We start from the raw sequence: 18,585 nt of genomic DNA on the forward strand, positions 1-18,585 counted from the left end.
ATGACTTATAGGGTTACTGGAAAATCAAAAAAAATAAAACAATCAACTAAACACCTAACAATAAGTAATTTAAAATCATTGAAAAGAGTATTGGCCCAGCTTTTAAACGAAGTGAAGCATAGGCTTTTACCATTTGGCTTTTTACGGTGTTGATAGAAATGCCAAGCATCTCTGCAATTTGGGCGTAGGTATAATTACCTGTGGTGCTCAGCAATAATATTCGCTTACGCTCGGTCGGCAATTCATCAATCAACTTCAATATTTTAAGTTCTAATCCCTCCTCATCGGCAGCCTTGAATGCGGCTTCCATAGGATCTTCGTAACTTGGATAATCGTACTCGCTGATTCGCTTAATAACCGTTTCCTGACTGCGAAGCCAGGAAATACTTTTATACTTAATTGATCTGCAGGCATAGGCTTCAAAACTGGTATGAAGTTTAATTTTATCCTGCCGCTCCCAGAAGTTAATAAAAAACTCCTGTACAATATCTTCAGCTATAAAAGGATCTTTTACATGGTTGACTGCAATCATGCAAAGAAATTTGTGGTTCTTGCGGAAAAGCACTTCTAGTGTTTCGAAGTTGAGCTCTTCTACCTTCTTCTGATGCCGTTCCATGGCCTAAAATATTGATAAATTCCGTAAGTACGAAACTTACAGCTCACAAAATCCACGCTATCTATGCCCTTAGCTTAGATTCTCTTCGATCAGCAAACTGATGATTCCATCAACAAGACCTACTTTAGGCACATAGATTTGCTTGATACCCGTCCATTTCAATAGCGTAATGTAAATTTCGCAAGCTGGTATAATTACGTCCGCCCGATCTGGATTTAAGCCAAAAACACTGATCCGCTCTTTCAATGAATGTGAATTGAGCTGGTTGTAAAGCGCTTTTAGCTTTAAGAAAGTTAAAGGATTCCCATCTTTCTCATCCGACATGCGGAAAAGCTTATTGATATTGCCGCCAGTACCAATACCGGCAAGGTTTTTTAAAGATTTTGTATTTTCTTTTACCCAGTTTCTCATCTCTTCCCAGGTTTCATCTTTATCCTGGTTATCAAGGATCCGAATCGTTCCAATGTCAAAGGATTTAGAAGCAATAGGCACTCGATTTACAAATACAGAAAGCTCGGTACTCCCCCCACCCACATCGATGTATAGATAACTTTTTTTGATGTCCAGGTTTTCTTCGATGTGATTGGCATAAATGATATTCGCCTCCCTTTGTCCCTCGATAATCTCCAGATCCACATCCGTTAATTCCTTTACCTTTTTAATGATGGCTGCACCATTCTCTGCTTCGCGCATGGCCGAAGTGGCACAAGCTAAATAAGCGGATACATGGTATACATCCATCAGGTTTTTAAATGCCGACATGGTTTTCAACAGCTCTTCAACTTTACGATCGGAAATGCGACGATCTAAAAATGCATCATCCCCCAATCGTAATGGAACCCGAACTAAGGTGTTCTTCTTGAAACTAAAACCGGTATCATTTTGAGAGATGTCAGCAATTAACAATCTAACCGCATTGGAACCGATATCTATGGCAGCGTATCTTAACATTGGATTTACTGGTGTTTATTTTTTAAGTAATTGTAGGTTTGTACCTGTGCCCTGATTTTTGTTTTCAGATTGTTTTTATGGTACTTATTGTTGTTTAAGCGCGTAATATCCCGAGCTTTTACATTGTCTTGCAATTGAAACTCGATGATGTCCCGAATTTCTTGTTTGGCATCTTTATCCAGCACTGGAAAGCCGACTTCTACCCGATGCTCAAAGTTGCGGCTCATTAAATCGCCCGAAGAAAGGTACATTTCCTCTTTGCCATTGTTGCCATAAATAAATACCCGGGCATGCTCCAGAAACTTATCGACAATACTGATGACCGTAATGTTTTCACTAAAATCTTTAATACCTGGAACAAGGGTGCAAATACCTCGAACAATGAGTTTAATGAGCACACCGGCATTGCTGGCCTCATATAGCTTTTCAACAATGCCTTCATCCGCCAGACTGTTTACTTTTAAGATCAGGTAGGCTGGCTTACCGAGTTTGGCAAACTTAATTTCACGGTCTATCAATTGGTAAAACTTATCTCTGGATTCGAGTGGCGACACAATCAGGTGCTTAAATCCCTTCATGACCGTCTTGTTGTTTAAGGCTTTGAAGAGCTTAACCAGGTCCGTAGTAATTTCCTTTTTAGCCGTAAAAATACTGTGATCGCAATAAATTCTGGCCGTCTTTTCGTTGAAATTCCCTGTGGCCAGGTTGGCATAATAAACCGCTCTGCCCTTTTCCATTCTTTTGACCAGGCAAATTTTAGAATGTACCTTATAATCGGTTAGTCCGTAATTTACGTTTACGCCCTCTTCTTCTAATCGGCTGGTCCAGGCAATATTTGCCCTTTCATCAAACCGGGCTTTTAACTCGACCAGACAGTTGACCTTTTTCCCGTTTTTAACAGCATTGATCAGGGCATTGATTACCCTGGAGTTCTCTGCCAATCGGTACAAAGTGATGTTGATTTCGGTAACCTTTGGATCAATGGCAGCTTCGCGAAGGAAAAGAATGATATAATCGTAGGATTGATAAGGGAGGTTAATTAAAAAGTCCTTACCCTGAAGTTTATTAAAGATGCTTTCGGTGCGATGTAGACCACGTACCTTTAAGGGTACATTGGGTTTATATTCCAAATCGGGACTCCCCACATTTGGGAACGCTATAAAATCGCCAAACCGATGGTATTGATTGCCGGGAATAAGACTTTCGGCCTCAATTTTCATTTTATTGATCAATACGGTCAGCATCTCGAAGGGCATTTCCGTATCGTATAATAAACGCATAGGTTTACCTTTTTTGCGCTTATCGAGACTGGTTTTTAGTTCTTCAATGAATTTACCGCTTACATTTTTATCAATATCCAGTTCGGCATCTCTGGTCAGCTGGATGGAATACGCTTCCATGTTATCGTAATTGAAAACATAAAAGATATCGTCCATGCAATACTTAATGATGTCTTCGGCAAGGATAATGAATTTTAAGCCATTGGTTTCGGGTAGCACCAGGAACCTTGGCAAATCAGTCGGCAGCTCGATCAGTGCATATTTTTCATTCTTACCCGCCGTATTTTTAGAAAGGCGGACAAAAAAGTATAGGTACCGGTTTTTAAGTTCCGGAAAAGGCCTGTCCAAATCGATCATGATCGGTACCAGGTTAGACAGAATTTTGTCTCTGAAATGGTTTCTTACAAACTCGCCCCGGGCCACGTTTAGCTGGGTATCATTTAATATAAAGATCCGGTTTTGAGCCAGTTCGTTGATCAGCGTAGCTCTAAACAATTGCTCGAACTTACGTTCTTGCTTTACAACGGTGTTTTTGATTTCATTTAAGATCTTTTTAGGGTTAAAACCCAGCAAGGCCTTGGCTTTCTCATTTAGATTGGCCAGTCGACTTAAAGTGGCTACCCTTACCCGATAAAACTCCTCCAGATTAGAAGAGAAAATGGATAGGAACCTTATCCGTTCTATTAAAGGAACAGTATCATCGGCGGCTTCCTGTAAAACCCGTTCATTAAAGTACAACCAACTGATCTCTCTATTTAGAAATGGAGCCTTTTTCTTCGTCATGTATTAAATCAAAAAAATCCCTGTTCAAAACAGGGATGCTCAAAACTGCGAATTCTATTGTTAAGTAATTGTTAATTATCAAGCAATTATCCAATTTTTTCTTAACGCATCCTTATTTGCTTTCTGAATCGGTCTTTAAAGGTGTTGCGTCAATACCATTAGCAGTAGTTGTAGCTGCTGGTTCAGCGGGCTTATTTGCTGCTGGGGCTGCTTTGGTTTCAGGAGCTTTAGCTGCAGGCGCTTTACTTGCAGGAGCTGCCTTTTTAACTGGTGCTTTTGCTGTCGCCGCTTTGCTTGCTGCTGGAGCTACTTTACTTGCCGCAGGTTTTGGAGCCGCTTTAGCTGCAGGTTTTGCTGCTGGACTTGCTTTTTTAACAGGAGCTTTCGCTGCTGGTGTTGGCGCAGATTTAACCGCTTCTACAACCGCTTTTGCGATAGGTTTAGCAATTGCATTTGCTGCTTTTTCTTCGGTAGCAATGGCTGCAACTTTAACGCTTTGCACGACTGGCTTAACTGCTGCTGTCGCTGCTTTAACTGCCTTTTTAGCTTTTTTAACGTCTTTAGAAACCTCTTTCTTCACTTCCTTTTGAATGGCTTCCGCTTTCTTTTTGGCTTTTTTGATCGTTTTCTTATTGGCCTTTCTCGCTTCATCAATGTTACGCTCTACTACTAATTTAACATCTTGAAACCTTTTTGACAGTTTCTTGGCCACAAACTTACTTACTAAAGCGATGTCATCCCCAATCTTCTCTGCATCATGCCCTAGCTGCTTAACAGATTCAAGAATTTTCTCTGCCAGGCTTTTTTCGAATTGTTTTTTAACATCCTTTTTTGCCACTTTTTTTTGCACTTTTGACTTACTGGTTTTCATATGCATTAACTTTAATTGTTTTATATTTGTTGTGTAGAATTGACGCCCAAATAATTAACTAAATCTAATCTATTTTTTATACTAAAGCCATAATAATCATGCCCACTTTCGATATAGTAAGCAAAGTAGACGCGCAAACACTTGACAACGCGATGAACAATGCTAAAAAAGAAATCCTGAACCGTTATGATTTCAGTACTTCTAAAAGCACCATTGATCACGATAAAAAAACCAATGTAATTACGATTGTTACTGAGGACGATATGCGTTTAAAAGCGATTCAAGATGCCATCATTTCACGTATGGTGAAGCAGAATCTGGATTCGAAATGTCTTGATTTTGGTAAGGAAGTATATGCTTCTGGCAACATGATCAGAAAGGAAATATCCATTAAAGAGGGTATTGACAAGGAAACAGCTAAAAAGATCGTAGCTAAAATAAAAGCAAGTGGCTTAAAAGTACAACCGTCGATGATGGACGATCAGGTTAGGGTACAAAGCAAAAGTATTGATGACCTACAGGCGGTAATTTCGCTTTGCAGAGGCGAAGATTTTGGTCAACCTTTGCAGTTCATCAACATGCGAAACTAATGGAAATCGAAGATAAGGGTTTTGTCTTCTCTGACGACAAACAAAAGATAGATGTTGTTGCCATTCACCATTATTTAAGTACACAATCGTACTGGGCAAAGGACATTCCGTTCGAAGTTGTACAGCGATCTATAGACAATTCCTTATGCTTTGGTATCTATAAAGACAAACAACAGGTAGGCTTTGCCAGATGGGTAACCGATAAAGCTACCTTTGGTTACCTGGCGGATGTTTATGTGGAGGAAAAATACCGGGGGCAGGGGCTTTCTAAAAAGCTGTTATCGTTAATGATGTTCCACAAAGACTTGCAGGGTTTAAGAAGATACGTACTGGGCACAGTAGACGCACATGGTTTATATGCCCAGTTCGGTTTTAAAGCCATCGAACATCCCGAAAGAATGATGGCTATTGTAATTTCTAATCCTTATAAAAACGAGGATTAAACGGTTTTTACATCGCTCTCACTGTACTCTTCAATGTCCGTAATGTAACCGTTGATGATTAAGAAATCGAACAATGGCTTTGCATCAGCCGTTACCGGCATATTGATGCTGGTGATCACTTGATTGGTCTTTTTATCGAGGTACGGATAAGCAAAAAGCTTCACGTTTTTACTAAACATATCGCTCACATAACTGAGCAGCTGACTGGTGTAATTTTCGCCGAAGTTGGTGGAGTTGAATACAAACTTTAAGTTGTTGATGTTGGTGGATATCCCCACGCTTTTAGGGCGACAACGATCCAGATATTTAGCCAATTTATTGTGACGTGTAAAATTGGATACAATTACTCTATTACCTGTTTTACACATCTCCTCGGCCCTTTTTGCAACAGCTATAAGGTCGATCTCAGGGGCTACATCATCTGCTGATAAAACATTAGACATCAATACCTCAATCAATACACTCAGGTTTTCTTCCTTTACATGTTCTGTTCTTACAAACTGATCAACAGCTTTATTTAACATACTAAAGTTAGGATTAGATTTCTGTTCATACTTAGTACGCAAAATCATGATGTCCTTTTTGTACAATAAATCTTTTGGTAAACATGGACTGCCTTGTGCATCAAAGATGGCAGCATCCGAAAAGTCTTTTACAATCAGGTATAAATTTAACAAGATATTGTCTACACCCTGAAACGCAGAACCATTTACAGAAATCAAATCAATCTCTACAGAACCAACAGTTAAATTGTCGGCCAGCGATTCAATCATCGCCTTATGGTCGTTCATGTAATAAAATGCAGCATACACCAGGTTAACCCCGATGATACCCAAAACATTTTGCTGTAATGCAGCATCAGTATCGAGTAAACGAACATGAAAGAATATTTCATTAGGTTCGCCATCAGGTTCGGCCTGAAAACGTATGCCAATCCAGCCATGCGGATCGTTAGACTTATTATAGTTTAGTGTAGTAACCGTATCTGCAAAAGCGAAGAAAGTACGGTCGTCGTATTTTTCGCCACTTAAACGCTCCGTTAACAAGCTAAACTCGTGGTTGAGCATCTTTAATAACCTCGACTGACTTACGTACCTGCCAGACTCTTCTACCCCATAAATTGCATCACTAAAAGTCATGTCGTAAGCAGACATGGTTTTGGCAACTGTACCAGAAGCAGCACCTGCGGTAAAAAAGTTACGAGCTACTTCTTGTCCTGCCCCAATCTCAGCGAAAGTCCCGTAAATTTTAGGGTTTAAGTTAATCTTTAAAGCTTTACGCTTAGTATCAAGGATTTCTCTTTCCATAGCGCAAAATTAAGCAAACTGCCGAATTTGGACGATAAAATAACTACCTTGATCTCAATTTTCTCTTATCAAGATCGTATCTTAATAATGCTAAACGTTAAAAATCTCGACATACAATTCCTCAATAAGGAAGACAACACCTGGCTTAAAGCAGTTAACGATGTCAGTTTCAGTATTGAAAAGGGAAAAGTATTGGGCATTGTTGGTGAATCAGGCTCCGGAAAATCTGTGACTTCGTTTTCTATTATGCGCTTGCACGATCCGCAAAGCACCAAAATTGGTGGTGAAATTGATTTTCAACAAATCAACCTCCTCAATTTATCGTCCGAGGAAATCAGGAAATATCGCGGACACAAAATCGCCATGATATTTCAGGAACCCATGACTTCGCTTAACCCGGTATTTACTTGTGGTTACCAGGTTAAAGAGGCCATTATGCTGCACCAAAAAGTAGATAAACATACAGCCAAGGCACAAACCATCGCTTTGTTTAAGGAAGTGCAATTGCCTCGTCCCGAGAATATTTTTGACAGTTACCCACACCAGTTGTCGGGCGGACAAAAACAACGGGTAATGATTGCCATGGCTTTGAGCTGTAACCCGGAATTGTTGATTGCTGACGAGCCTACCACGGCATTAGATGTAACGGTACAAAAAACAATACTGGAGCTGTTATTAAAGCTAAAAACCGAGCGTGGCATGGCCATGATTTTTATATCCCACGACTTAGCAGTAGTAAGGGAGATTGCCGATGAAGTGGCCGTGATGTACAAAGGAGAAATTGTAGAACAAGGCCCGGCAAAAGTCTTATTTGAAACACCGAAACATCCTTATACTAAAGGCTTGCTGGCTTGCAGACCTAGTCCACAGCGATTATTGAAAAAACTGCCTGTAGTGGCTGATTTTTTAAATGAGAACAAGGATATGGCTATCGCCCACCTGTTGGAGATAAATAGCTATACCCCTGAGGAAATTGCTGCACGCAGGGAAAAGCTGTACAGCACAGCTCCTTTGCTGCAAGTAAAACAGCTATGCACCTGGTATCCCATCAGTAAAGGTTTGTTTGGTAAGGCAAAGGACTACGTTAAAGCGGTAGATGATATCACTTTTGACGTGTTTCCGGGCGAAACGCTGGGGCTGGTAGGCGAATCGGGATGTGGAAAGACGACTTTAGGGCGGAGCATCATTCGCTTAGTCGAACCAACATCGGGTAGCATTCTATTTGATGGAAGCGATATTACTTCGCTGAAAACAGCGGAGCTGAGAAAAATGAGACGGGATGTGCAGATTATCTTTCAAGACCCCTACTCTTCGTTAAACCCACGTTTAACAGTGGGCAATGCCTTGATGGAGCCTTTGCAAGTACATAAAATGTTCGATAATGATGAGCAACGTAAGGCGCATGTGATGAATTTATTGAACCGGGTAGATTTAAAACCTGAGCATTTTAACAGGTATCCGCACGAGTTTTCTGGTGGACAAAGGCAGCGGATTGTGATCGCCAGAGCCTTGGCTTTACAGCCGAAATTCATCATTTGTGATGAATCTGTATCGGCGCTGGATGTATCGGTTCAGGCTCAGGTATTGAATTTGCTGCGCGAACTACAGCAGGAATTTGGACTAACTTATATATTCATTTCTCATGATCTGGCAGTGGTAAAACACTTGTCGGACCGCATGATTGTGATGAATAAAGGTAAAATTGAAGAGCAAGGTTTCCCGGAAGATATTTACAACAACCCGCAAGCGGAGTACACCAAGAAACTGATTGCAGCAATACCAGGCTAATCTTTTATAAGCGTAGCTGAAAGTCGGATTAAACCAGTATTCACGGCTCTTCTGATCTCTCTTTCTTTAATTTTATCGTATCTTTTTAATAAGATCATCGCCTTAAATATCACCACATCTTTATTAATGGAGATCGTTTTAACCGTCAACCCACCCTCTACCACATTCTCAGAATAGGGCTCGATAATTTTGTTCAGATGGTTCTCTATATACTCTGGGGTATACCCATTGGCAATGGACATATCGAACTCAATACTTAGCTTTTTAATGTTCTGTTTAGACTGATTGATGATGACAGAGCTGAATACTACAGAATTGGGAATGATCACCATATCACTGTCTTCATTTTGCAGGATCATATTGATCAAGGTAATGTCGAGAATTTTCCCTTCATGCTCCCCCATTTTGATGTGATCTCCAAGGGATAAACGATCTGAGAACATGATGATTAAACCGTTGATCATATTGGTTACATAGTCTTTAAAGGTTAAAGCTACGGCCGCCGCAACGATGGATACGCTAAAAACAAGATCAACCAGCTTTACTTCTAACAAAGACACAACAGCAAGGCCAAAAAACACCACGTTGAGAATAGAGGTAATCCGGTTGATACCAAGAATGAAGTTATCCTTGATATTGCTTTTAAAACGATGTTTACGGATATACCAGTAAATGATGATCAATCGCAAAACAGAAACTACCAAACTGGGACCAAGGAAGACCACTACTGCACCTGCAAGCTTCTCTATACGCGGGTATTGGCTAAATAAAATGGGTTTATTGACAAACAAATAGACCAGAAATAAACAAACAACTGCTTTGATCCCAAGCATAAAAAGCTCTTTCCCTGTTTTTCGTTCTCTGTCTTCAATCATTTTAAATCGTTTTAAGTTCGGCAATCTGCGTGTAATCAAAGATACAAAATCCAACAATACTCGGTTCAAATTGTTACCTTCGGGTGATTCATACATAGACTATGGCAAAAAAGAAATCGTCTCATCTGGAACTCGTTTTAATCCAATTGATTAGCGATGTGCTGGAAAAGAGCAACAACGAAGCCCTGAATTATAAGCAGATTTCGGCTAAATTAAATATTACGGATGCGGCATCCCGGGACACCATACTGGACGTACTAAAAGAGCAGTCAAAAAAGGGCGTATTTTTGGAACCTGAGAAAGGAAAATTCAAGTTAAAAGACCTGAAAACATTCTTGACTGGAAAGGTCGATATGACCGCGGATGGTTCTGCATTTGTGATTCCTGATGATGAGTTTGAAAAAGACATTTTTGTATCCGCCAGAAAGCTGCACAATGCACTACATGGCGATAAGGTAAAAGTATATATATACGCCAAAAAGAGTGGGCGCAAGAATGAAGGTGAAGTTGTAGAAATCATTACGCGTGCGAAGACCGATTTTATTGGTGTGATCAGAATTTCTGACCGTTACGCTTTCGTAAATATCGACGACCGTAAAATGCTGCATGACATTTTTGTTCCTTTGAGCGACATCAACGGCGCTACAAATGGACAAAAAGTACAGGTAACCATTACGGAATGGCCTGAAGGAGCTAAAAACCCAATTGGCCGCATCATCAACATTTTAGGTACTCAGGGTGAGAATAATACCGAGATGAACGCCATCCTTGCACAGTATGGCTTTCCGCTAAGTTTCCCTGCTGAGGTAGAAAACGAAGCAAATTCCATCCCAGAGCAGGTATCTGACGCTGAAATAAAAGGCCGCAAGGACTTTAGAGATACGGTTACGTTTACCATTGATCCTGCTGATGCCAAAGATTTTGATGACGCTATTTCTTTTAAAACATTAGAGAACGGCAATTATGAGATCGGGGTACACATTGCTGATGTTTCGCATTATGTACAACCCAATAGCTACCTGGATAAAGAAGCCTACTCGAGGGCAACTTCGGTATACCTGGTTGATCGCGTGATCCCGATGTTACCTGAGCGTTTGAGCAACGGTGTTTGCTCGCTTCGCCCAAATGAAGATAAACTTTGTTTTGCAGCTGTATTTGAACTGAACGATAAAGCCGATATCATTACAGAATGGTTTGGACGTACGGTGATCCACTCGGACAGACGTTTTAGCTATGAAGAAGCGCAGGAAGTAATTGAAAATAAAGCAGGTGATTATGCTGCTGAAATCCTCAAGCTAAATGAACTGGCCTATATATTACGCGACAAAAAGTTTAAAAACGGTGCCATCAGCTTTGAAAGTACTGAAGTAAAGTTTCATCTGGATGAAAATGGTAAGCCAATTGGGGTTTACGTAAAAGAACGTAAGGATGCCCATAAGCTGATAGAAGACTTTATGCTATTGGCCAATAAGAAGGTGGCTGAATTTATCGCTAAAAAAGGAAAAGGCAAAGAGAAATATACTTTTGTATACCGTTCTCACGATTCGCCAAACCTGGAAAACCTGAACACTTTTGCTTTATTTGCCGCCCGCTTTGGGTATAAAATCAATACGAAATCGGATAAGGAGATTGCAAAATCTTTAAATTACCTGATGGAAGATGTGGAAGGCAAAAAAGAACAAAACGTGTTGACACAGCTGGCCATTAGATCGATGGCAAAAGCCATTTATACGACTAAAAAAACCAGTCATTACGGATTGGCATTTGACCATTATACCCACTTCACCTCTCCTATCCGTCGTTACCCCGATGTGATGGTACACCGACTGCTTGCTGCTTATTTAAACAATGAGAAATCGGCTAATGAGGAAGAATATGAAGTTGCAGCATCGCATTCATCGGCCATGGAAAAACGTGCGGCTGATGCTGAGCGTGCATCCATCAAATACAAACAAGCTGAATACCTGGAAGAAAATGTAGGCAATCTCTTTGCTGGCATCATATCGGGTGTTACAGAATGGGGAATGTATGTAGAGCTCACCGCAAACAAATGTGAGGGCATGATCCGACTGCGTGACATTACCGATGATTTTTATGTGCTAGACGAAAAAAACTATTGTATTGTTGGTCAGCGTAAACATAAAAAATACCAGTTGGGCGATGAGGTGATGGTAAAAGTAAAAAAAGTAGACTTATCTAAACGTCAGATAGATTTCTCATTAATTCAACAATAAAATAAGATTCCGGTAAATTCCTTTGCAAAAAATGTATACTCCTAATCAATTACAAGAAGTTATAGAAAACGCTGTTCGAAACATTAATTATCCTGCACATCCTGAAAGACTTTATGAGCCCATACGTTACATTATGAGCTTAGGGGGCAAAAGAATAAGACCTGTATTGACTTTGATGGCTGCAGATTTGTTTAATGGGGATATACAGACTGCAATGCCTGCCGCATTGGCTATTGAGACCTTTCATAATTTTACCTTGATCCATGATGACATTATGGACAATGCGCCACTAAGACGGGGTAAACAAACGGTGCATGAGAAATGGGGTGTAAACAATGCCATTTTAAGTGGCGATGTGATGATGGTAGAAGCCAATAAACAATTATCTATGCTGAACAGTACGGTTTTAAAAGACGCGCTGAACACTTTTAACACTACTGCTCAAGGTGTGTGTGAAGGTCAGCAATTGGATATGGAGTTTGAAGAGCAACAAGTAGTAAGCATTACCGACTATATTAACATGATTCGCCTAAAGACAGCTGTTCTTTTAGGGGGTGCCATGAAGCTAGGCGCACAAGTGGCCGGAGCCAGTGTGACTGATGCCGAGCAGATGTATGAGTTTGGCGAAAACCTGGGTATAGCTTTCCAATTGCAGGATGATATTTTAGATGTGTACGGCGACCCGGAGAAGTTTGGGAAACAGGTAGGCGGCGATATCATTGCCAATAAAAAGACCTTATTGCTGCTCAAATTAAAAGAACTGGCTAATGAAAGTGATTTAATGGAGTTGGAGCAGCAAAGCATTAACAAAGATCATACAGATAAAATTAGAAACACGACTGCGCTTTATGATGATTACAACATCAGAGAGCTGGCAAATGTGGAGATGAGAAATTACTCTGACAATGCTTTTAGCGCGTTAACCTCTTTAAAAGTTGATGAGGAGCGTAAGACGGAGTTGTTTAAATTGGCTGCTCTGTTAATGAACAGGGAGTATTAGGGCTTAATAATCGAGTAATTGATTCACTTTCTCTATGGTTAAAGGTTTGGTATAAAAATCCTTCACACATAGGAATGATTTCGCTTTAGAATGTTCGCTTGGATCAATTGAGGAGGATACGATAACCACATCAATGAAAATATCGAGTTCTTCCATCATTTCCAGAAACCTCCAGCCATCAATATTGGGCATATGCAGATCTAATAAAATAAGATCTGGTGCATGCTCTTGAATATAAATCAATGCCTTTTGGGGATTGTCAAATACGACGATCCTCTTTTCGCTCGGATGCTTTCGGATCAACATCTTGTGCATTTTATTGGTGATCACATCGTCATCGACCAACACAATATGCTGATGCGCAGATTTGGCACCAAATTTATCAAAGAGTGCAACGTTCTCGCGCTTATTGAGTACTTCGTTTAGCATTTTAATAATCTCATCCAGCTTTACCGCCTGGGTATTGATATCACCAAGCAGCTGTGTAATTTTGAGCACATCGTAGCTCTCCAACTGGCTATAATTAGTTATAGTAGAAAGACTTAAGATATTGGTAATGGGCGCCCGTAACTGATGAGAGGCCATGTGCGAATACTCCCTAATCATGCTAACTAGCCCTTTAGCGCTACTTACATCCATGATGCTGCAAACTACCCCGTCTGTTACGCCATTGATCGTTAAGGGCGTAAAAACGATATGAAAGACAAGGTCTGTGGATTTGAATACGGAGAGGCGTTGTTCTATACTAAAACAATGGCCATCGAAGCTTCTTGCCAATAAACGGCCAAAGTTTTTTTTATATTTCTGTGCAATGATTTCCACAATTGACTCCCCAACTACGGGATTTTTCTCAAAAAAACTACCCAGGTCGCTTAATGAATTGATCTTAAAAAATGAGAGCTCATACTTTTTATTGATCAAAAAAAATGAACCTGAGGCCCCTTCGCAATTGTTTCTATGTGGCATTGTTTAACTTGTTTTAAGCGCTATAAGGCATATTTGGCCGACATAGGTATATCCTAACCCGACTAAATCGCATTGTTTTTAGCATCAACCCTGTTCATCCCCTTAAGTAAATTGACACCCTATTAAATTTTATGGAGCTAAAATTGTCTTGTTTTTCAAGCAATTAATCATCCCAATGAGGACAAATCAACGAAATAATTATTAATTATGCAAGAAATTCTATCCAAGAAAGAGATCGGAGAACGTATAAAAGAATTACGAGTGAATAGCGGCCTCTCACAGGCATTTATAGCTAATATATTGAGCTTGTCGAGGAGTAACTATTCGCAGATAGAACTTGGTAACCAGTACCCCTCTTTCAATACCTTGCATGAAATAGCAAGGTACTACAGTAAAACTTACGATTGGTTGTTACACGGCGACAGTGCAGAACAGACGCCTGAAGCCCCAGCGAAGATTAGCTTAATTTTAAGCGATCTGGAAAACGCATTTAAGAGCTTTACAAATTCATTAAAAAAGCTGGAGCATGAGTTGAACCATATTAGGGCTAAGAAATATAAATCGAAATTACATTAAAAAAGAGTTTATCATAAGGCGTTCGTCATCCTGAATTTATTTCAGGACCCCGAAAGAGAAAGACGGCAAAGCAGGTGCGAGATCCTGAAATAAATTCAGGATGACGATACGCATAAATCGAAATTACACTAAACTAAACCAATAAAAAAAAGGGCTGATCAAATGATCAGCCCTTTTTTTTATAGCGTATATTTTAATTACTCTGCTGTTTCAGCTTTAGCTGCTTTCTTAGCAGGGGCTTTTTTAGCAGGTGCTTTTTCTTCTACAGCTGGAGCATCAGCTTTAACAGCTTTTGCAGGTGCTACTACTTCTTCTTCAGTAAGTACTACTGGGAAAGGAAGAATAGAAACATATGATTTGTTATCTTGTTTCTTTTTGAAAACCACAGTACCATCAACTAAAGCGAATAAAGTATGGTCTTTTCCAATACCTACTCCTTTATCAGGATGATGTTTTGTACCGCGTTGGCGTACTATGATGTTTCCAGAGATTGCAGCCTGTCCACCAAAGATCTTAATACCAAGGCGTTTACTATGCGATTCACGTCCGTTCCTGGAACTACCGGCTCCTTTTTTATGTGCCATCTTGTTTTATATTTTATTAACTACCGAAATGAACGGTATTTTTTGTTCAACAATAATTATAAATTGATACCAGAGATCTGGATCTTGGTGAAATACTGACGGTGTCCGTTTTTCTTTTTGTATCCTTTTCTACGTTTCTTTTTGAAAACGATTACTTTATCACCTTTTAAATGAGACACGATTTTAGCTGAAACCGATGCACCTTTCAATGTAGGAGCTCCTACAGAGATTTTACCACCATCTTCAACCAACAATACATTGTCAAATTCAATACTAGCGCCTTCATCTCCTTGCAAACGGTGTACAAAAAGGTGCTGGTCTTTTGCAACTTTGAATTGCTGTCCTGCTATATTTACTATTGCGTACATTGTTAATTAGTTATTATTTTTAAATTGTTTATTTTTATCGAGGTGCAAATATAGAACTTTATTTTCTAAATACACAAATGATTTAGTTTTTTGATCCAGCTTGTTTTCCATACCGCTCTTCTGCATCGTTAATACTCTGCTGCAAAAGGGTTTTCATCTGCTCTGCAAGCCCTTTAAGCTTTGGTATTTCGTTGTAATCAGTTAGGTAAATTACTGTTTTAGACTTCTTTTTGTAATTAAACTGGATCACATAGCGAAGTACCTTCGAAGAATCTACGTTGGTTCCGCGATTGGCCAGCACATCAGGGAAATTCCAGAAGCCCAATTCGCTCGCTTTTGAATGCAGATACAGAATATCATCCTTTCTTAATTTCACATTCGTTTTAATCAAAGAATCCTGACCGTTTACATACTGATAGTCGCCCGTAGCCGAGTTGTACGAATTCTCCAGATTATTCCCCATACCCCACTTTAAATCGATGGACTCAAATTCTTTTAGCTTAAATGGTGCATTCTTGAACATTGGCGTGTAATAAACCACACAATAGATCAGAAAAGGAACCACGATAGTTAAGGCTAAAAATATTTTTTTTCCTTTATCACTCATTCTATTTTATTATTATTTATTTGAAATTTTTCTCTTAAATGCGTTTAATCCTGCGGCCCTGTAAGCTCACCTTCCCATTTACTCACCACTGCCGTAGCTAAGCTATTTCCGATTACGTTAGTTGCAGATCTACCCATATCCAATAATGGATCAATACCAATCAATAAGGCTAAACCTGCCTCAGGAATATTGAAAGTAGCTATAGTACCCGCAATAACAACCAGAGAAGCTCTTGGCACACCTGCAATCCCTTTACTGGTCAACATCAGGATCAATAGCATGGTAACCTGTTGCTCGAAAGACAAGTGAATGCCATACGACTGTGCGATAAACAAAGAGGCGAAGGTCATGTACAACATGGAACCGTCAAGGTTAAAGGAATATCCCAAAGGCAGTACAAAACTAACGATCTTATCTTTACAACCGAAGCGCTCCAGCTGCAACATAGTTTTAGGATAAGCGGCTTCACTACTCGCCGTACTAAAAGCCAAAATTACCGGCTCTTTCATTCTGCTCATCAGGTTGAATACTCTTGATTTCAAAATCATAAAACCAATAGCAATCAGAATAATCCATAGCAGCAACATGGTAGAATAAAACTCCCCAATGAATAAAGCATAGGTTGACAATACACTCAGTCCCTGTTTGGCTACAATGGCACCCATCGCTCCAAATACAGCAAAGGGCGCAAAATTCATGACATATCCGGTTACTTTTAAAATCACATGAGCCACTGAATCAAAGAAACTGATGATGATCTTCCCTTTTTCGCCAATGGCAGCTGTAGCTACACCGAAAAACAAGGAGAAAACAACAATTTGAAGGATCTCATTGGTGGCCATCGCCTCGGCCATACTTTTTGGCACAATGTGGGAAATGAACTCCTTAAGAGAAAGTGATACTTTATGGATACCTGTGTCAATGTTGCTCGGAGGCAAAGGCAAGTTCATGGCTAAGCCTGGTTTGAAAATATTAACCATGATGAGACCTAGTACCAGCGACAATAGAGAGGCACTTAAAAACCAAAGCATGGTTTTACCACCTATCCTACCCACCGCTTTAACGTCGCCCACTTTTGCCACACCAACTACAAGCGTACTAAACACCAGGGGGGCTACAATCATTTTAATCAGACGAAGAAAGATGTCACTCAATAAGGTTAAAGGTTCTAGCTTTTTTTCGCGGATCACTTCAGTTTCATGACGTGATTTCTCCGTTGCTTTCTTTTCTGCTTTTAGCGCTATATAAGAAACAGCTGTGGTATCTTGAATTTTTAGAATCTGTGCATCCAGCTCTTTTACCCTGGTATCCGCCTGGGCGATTTTCTCATTATAAATACTAAATGTTTTTACATTTAGATAATATCCTAATGCTATCCCCAGAACCAGGGCCAGAAAGATAAAAAAGGTTAACCTGTTTTTTTTCGACATCTATCTTATTTTAATGGTTTTTAAGGGTGTAAAACTACAATAATTAAATTATTCTCTAAAATTGTTCATCACGTACTTATTTATATAACTTCACAGCGTAACAAAATAGGTGTAACACTATCTAATTAGGGAATAAAACGAGTTCAATTGGAAAAAAAGGATCTATTATTTAAGCAGATTTTCGATACAAATTCTAAAAAGATATTTCATTTATGCTATGGTTATACGGGCGATGAGGATGCTGCGAATGATTTGCTTCAGGAAACCTTTTTAAAGGTTTGGCAGAATCTGGATAAGTTCAGAAACAAATCGCTGATATCAACCTGGATTTACAGAATTGCTGTAAATACTTGTTTAACCTATTTAAGATCTGAAAAAAGACAATCGAAAGATGAGCTGACGGACAACATTATTGAGAACCAGCCTGAAGAGTTTTCTGAAAAGAATGAGCAGGTAGCCCTCCTTTATAAGTCCATCTCAAAATTAGAAGAAAATGACCGCCTCATTATCACCATGGTACTGGATGAACTGCCTTACAATGAAATTGCAGACATATCAGGAATTAGTGAAGGTAACCTAAGGGTTAAAATACACCGTATTAAATTAAAACTTACCGAATTATACAATCAGCATGCAAGAATTTGATCATATACAATCGCTTTGGCAATCGCATTCGGTTGAGGTTAAAATCTCATCAGAGCAAATGCTGCAGCAAGCAAAAAAAGAAGTTAACGCAATCCGCAACAAATCTCTTTTTAATATCATTGGAATGCTGCTCTCCTTTGTTGCAATGGCTATGTTATGGTTGTTCTACGACTTTAACTCCTGGGTACCCCAGCTAGGCTTGACGATTTTTCTGAGTGCAATTGCGGTATCTACATTTATGCTGTATAAAAGTCACCAGCTGTTGGCTAAGCACGACTTCACCACTGACCCCAATGAGTTTTTAAATAACCTAAAACAATATCAATTGAGCAGGTTTAGTCTGTACAGCAAATTGTATTGGTTTTATGCCTTTGCTTTAAGTCTGGGTATTGTTTTATACTTCTTCGAGATTCTAAGCTATTTCGACTTATGGGCACAAGGCCTGATTGTCGTCTTGACTTTCGGATGGATCATATTCTGTTCGACGCTGGTACGTAAAGCGGTTATAAAAAAGGAAAAAGAGCGAATAGCGTTACTTATAGAGAAATTTGAACGCCTGGGTAAACAATTTAAGGAGTTATAAAAAAGGGCCTGATCATAATCTATGACCAGGCCCTATTATTAACTAACCCAAATTAAATTCATCCAAATCTATATAGTGGGTTTCCTGC

19 protein-coding genes are annotated in these 18,585 nt (G+C 39.5%); 8 read left to right on the top strand and 11 right to left on the bottom strand.

Annotated features, from left to right (window positions below):
* Positions 1–46: 46 nt before the first annotated feature.
* The 4 genes from EZ444_RS23240 to EZ444_RS23255 all read right to left on the bottom strand — a co-directional run bounded on the left by EZ444_RS23240 (position 47) and on the right by EZ444_RS23255 (position 4,501).
* A complete protein-coding gene (locus EZ444_RS23240; RefSeq protein WP_090780486.1) occupies positions 47–616 on the bottom strand; it encodes an RNA polymerase sigma factor in 570 nt (189 codons plus the stop codon).
* A 69-nt stretch (positions 617–685) separates the two neighbouring features.
* Positions 686–1,567 carry a Ppx/GppA phosphatase family protein gene (locus EZ444_RS23245; protein WP_131611870.1) on the bottom strand — a complete coding sequence of 294 codons (882 nt, stop codon included), beginning with the start codon at positions 1,565–1,567 and terminating at the stop codon, positions 686–688.
* 5 nt (positions 1,568–1,572) lie between these two features.
* Positions 1,573–3,630, bottom strand: a complete 2,058-nt coding sequence (ppk1, locus tag EZ444_RS23250) for a polyphosphate kinase 1 (RefSeq protein ID WP_131611872.1) — start codon at positions 3,628–3,630, stop codon at positions 1,573–1,575.
* 112 nt (positions 3,631–3,742) lie between these two features.
* A complete protein-coding gene (locus tag EZ444_RS23255) occupies positions 3,743–4,501 on the bottom strand; it encodes a histone (protein ID WP_131611873.1) in 759 nt (252 codons plus the stop codon).
* A gap of 98 nt (positions 4,502–4,599) precedes the next feature.
* On the opposite strand from EZ444_RS23255, the gene EZ444_RS23260 reads away from it, so the two are divergent.
* A complete protein-coding gene (locus EZ444_RS23260) occupies positions 4,600–5,091 on the top strand; it encodes a YajQ family cyclic di-GMP-binding protein (protein ID WP_090780478.1) in 492 nt (163 codons plus the stop codon).
* Positions 5,091–5,534: a GNAT family N-acetyltransferase gene (locus EZ444_RS23265; protein ID WP_131611875.1), complete on the top strand. Its 444-nt coding sequence runs from the start codon at positions 5,091–5,093 to the stop codon at positions 5,532–5,534. Before EZ444_RS23260 ends, EZ444_RS23265 begins: the two co-directional genes overlap by 1 nt.
* On the opposite strand, the gene EZ444_RS23270 is transcribed toward EZ444_RS23265, so the two are convergent.
* Entirely contained in the window at positions 5,531–6,841 is a 1,311-nt protein-coding gene (locus tag EZ444_RS23270; RefSeq protein WP_131611877.1) for a nicotinamide mononucleotide adenylyltransferase, read from the bottom strand. The genes EZ444_RS23265 and EZ444_RS23270 overlap by 4 nt on opposite strands.
* 87 nt (positions 6,842–6,928) lie before the next feature.
* On the opposite strand from EZ444_RS23270, the gene EZ444_RS23275 reads away from it, so the two are divergent.
* Complete coding sequence (locus EZ444_RS23275; RefSeq protein WP_131611879.1) at positions 6,929–8,629, top strand: ABC transporter ATP-binding protein; 1,701 nt, start codon at positions 6,929–6,931, stop codon at positions 8,627–8,629.
* Here EZ444_RS23275 and EZ444_RS23280 read toward each other — a convergent pair.
* A complete protein-coding gene (locus tag EZ444_RS23280) occupies positions 8,626–9,504 on the bottom strand; it encodes a mechanosensitive ion channel family protein (protein ID WP_131611881.1) in 879 nt (292 codons plus the stop codon). The two genes, EZ444_RS23275 and EZ444_RS23280, sit on opposite strands and share 4 nt — an antisense overlap.
* A 101-nt stretch (positions 9,505–9,605) precedes the next feature.
* Here EZ444_RS23280 and rnr point away from each other — a divergent pair, with 101 nt between their 5' ends.
* Positions 9,606–11,738, top strand: a complete 2,133-nt coding sequence (gene rnr, locus EZ444_RS23285) for a ribonuclease R (protein WP_131611883.1) — start codon at positions 9,606–9,608, stop codon at positions 11,736–11,738.
* A 31-nt stretch (positions 11,739–11,769) separates the two neighbouring features.
* Complete coding sequence (locus EZ444_RS23290) at positions 11,770–12,738, top strand: polyprenyl synthetase family protein (RefSeq protein ID WP_131611885.1); 969 nt, start codon at positions 11,770–11,772, stop codon at positions 12,736–12,738.
* Positions 12,739–12,741: 3 nt separating this feature from the next.
* Here EZ444_RS23290 and EZ444_RS23295 read toward each other — a convergent pair whose 3' ends face one another.
* Positions 12,742–13,704: a response regulator gene (locus tag EZ444_RS23295; RefSeq protein ID WP_131611887.1), complete on the bottom strand. Its 963-nt coding sequence runs from the start codon at positions 13,702–13,704 to the stop codon at positions 12,742–12,744.
* 207 nt (positions 13,705–13,911) lie between these two features.
* Between EZ444_RS23295 and EZ444_RS23300 the strand changes: the two genes are divergently transcribed.
* Positions 13,912–14,280 (top strand): helix-turn-helix domain-containing protein, encoded by a 369-nt coding sequence (locus tag EZ444_RS23300; RefSeq protein ID WP_131611889.1) that lies wholly within the window; start codon positions 13,912–13,914, stop codon positions 14,278–14,280.
* Between the two features lie 197 nt (positions 14,281–14,477).
* Here EZ444_RS23300 and rpmA read toward each other — a convergent pair whose 3' ends face one another.
* The 4 genes from rpmA to EZ444_RS23320 all read right to left on the bottom strand — a co-directional run bounded on the left by rpmA (position 14,478) and on the right by EZ444_RS23320 (position 17,269).
* Positions 14,478–14,864 carry a 50S ribosomal protein L27 gene (gene rpmA, locus EZ444_RS23305; protein ID WP_131611891.1) on the bottom strand — a complete coding sequence of 129 codons (387 nt, stop codon included), beginning with the start codon at positions 14,862–14,864 and terminating at the stop codon, positions 14,478–14,480.
* Between the two features lie 56 nt (positions 14,865–14,920).
* The gene (gene rplU / locus EZ444_RS23310; RefSeq protein ID WP_090780463.1) at positions 14,921–15,232 is read right to left on the bottom strand and encodes a 50S ribosomal protein L21; all 312 of its coding nucleotides are present in this window, start codon (positions 15,230–15,232) and stop codon (positions 14,921–14,923) included.
* 82 nt (positions 15,233–15,314) lie between these two features.
* Positions 15,315–15,839, bottom strand: coding sequence for a hypothetical protein (locus EZ444_RS23315; RefSeq protein ID WP_131611893.1), 525 nt, complete (start codon positions 15,837–15,839; stop codon positions 15,315–15,317).
* 44 nt (positions 15,840–15,883) lie between these two features.
* A complete protein-coding gene (locus EZ444_RS23320) occupies positions 15,884–17,269 on the bottom strand; it encodes a dicarboxylate/amino acid:cation symporter (RefSeq protein WP_131611895.1) in 1,386 nt (461 codons plus the stop codon).
* Positions 17,270–17,416: 147 nt separating this feature from the next.
* On the opposite strand from EZ444_RS23320, the gene EZ444_RS23325 reads away from it, so the two are divergent.
* Both EZ444_RS23325 and EZ444_RS23330 read left to right on the top strand, forming a co-directional pair.
* On the top strand, positions 17,417–17,914 hold the full coding sequence (locus EZ444_RS23325; protein ID WP_131611897.1) for an RNA polymerase sigma factor: 498 nt from the start codon (positions 17,417–17,419) through the stop codon (positions 17,912–17,914).
* On the top strand, positions 17,901–18,497 hold the full coding sequence (locus EZ444_RS23330; RefSeq protein ID WP_131611899.1) for a hypothetical protein: 597 nt from the start codon (positions 17,901–17,903) through the stop codon (positions 18,495–18,497). The genes EZ444_RS23325 and EZ444_RS23330 overlap by 14 nt, the downstream gene beginning before the upstream one ends.
* Positions 18,498–18,585: the final 88 nt, after the last annotated feature.

Source organism: Pedobacter hiemivivus, assembly GCF_004331685.1.
In the GTDB taxonomy this organism is placed as follows: domain Bacteria; phylum Bacteroidota; class Bacteroidia; order Sphingobacteriales; family Sphingobacteriaceae; genus Pedobacter; species Pedobacter hiemivivus.

What these genes read in the sequence shown, in the direction of transcription:
- EZ444_RS23295 (WP_131611887.1), bottom strand. Translation starts at nt 13,704, where the DNA reads ATGCCACATAGAAACAATTGCGAAGGGGCCTCAGGTTCATTTTTTTTG.
- EZ444_RS23320 (WP_131611895.1), bottom strand. Translation starts at nt 17,269, where the DNA reads ATGTCGAAAAAAAACAGGTTAACCTTTTTTATCTTTCTGGCCCTGGTT.
- rpmA (WP_131611891.1), bottom strand. Translation starts at nt 14,864, where the DNA reads ATGGCACATAAAAAAGGAGCCGGTAGTTCCAGGAACGGACGTGAATCG.
- EZ444_RS23275 (WP_131611879.1), top strand. Translation starts at nt 6,929, where the DNA reads ATGCTAAACGTTAAAAATCTCGACATACAATTCCTCAATAAGGAAGAC.
- rplU (WP_090780463.1), bottom strand. Translation starts at nt 15,232, where the DNA reads ATGTACGCAATAGTAAATATAGCAGGACAGCAATTCAAAGTTGCAAAA.
- EZ444_RS23290 (WP_131611885.1), top strand. Translation starts at nt 11,770, where the DNA reads ATGTATACTCCTAATCAATTACAAGAAGTTATAGAAAACGCTGTTCGA.
- EZ444_RS23300 (WP_131611889.1), top strand. Translation starts at nt 13,912, where the DNA reads ATGCAAGAAATTCTATCCAAGAAAGAGATCGGAGAACGTATAAAAGAA.
- rnr (WP_131611883.1), top strand. Translation starts at nt 9,606, where the DNA reads ATGGCAAAAAAGAAATCGTCTCATCTGGAACTCGTTTTAATCCAATTG.
- ppk1 (WP_131611872.1), bottom strand. Translation starts at nt 3,630, where the DNA reads ATGACGAAGAAAAAGGCTCCATTTCTAAATAGAGAGATCAGTTGGTTG.
- EZ444_RS23240 (WP_090780486.1), bottom strand. Translation starts at nt 616, where the DNA reads ATGGAACGGCATCAGAAGAAGGTAGAAGAGCTCAACTTCGAAACACTA.
- EZ444_RS23330 (WP_131611899.1), top strand. Translation starts at nt 17,901, where the DNA reads ATGCAAGAATTTGATCATATACAATCGCTTTGGCAATCGCATTCGGTT.
- EZ444_RS23255 (WP_131611873.1), bottom strand. Translation starts at nt 4,501, where the DNA reads ATGAAAACCAGTAAGTCAAAAGTGCAAAAAAAAGTGGCAAAAAAGGAT.
- EZ444_RS23265 (WP_131611875.1), top strand. Translation starts at nt 5,091, where the DNA reads ATGGAAATCGAAGATAAGGGTTTTGTCTTCTCTGACGACAAACAAAAG.
- EZ444_RS23260 (WP_090780478.1), top strand. Translation starts at nt 4,600, where the DNA reads ATGCCCACTTTCGATATAGTAAGCAAAGTAGACGCGCAAACACTTGAC.
- EZ444_RS23315 (WP_131611893.1), bottom strand. Translation starts at nt 15,839, where the DNA reads ATGAGTGATAAAGGAAAAAAAATATTTTTAGCCTTAACTATCGTGGTT.
- EZ444_RS23280 (WP_131611881.1), bottom strand. Translation starts at nt 9,504, where the DNA reads ATGATTGAAGACAGAGAACGAAAAACAGGGAAAGAGCTTTTTATGCTT.
- EZ444_RS23245 (WP_131611870.1), bottom strand. Translation starts at nt 1,567, where the DNA reads ATGTTAAGATACGCTGCCATAGATATCGGTTCCAATGCGGTTAGATTG.
- EZ444_RS23270 (WP_131611877.1), bottom strand. Translation starts at nt 6,841, where the DNA reads ATGGAAAGAGAAATCCTTGATACTAAGCGTAAAGCTTTAAAGATTAAC.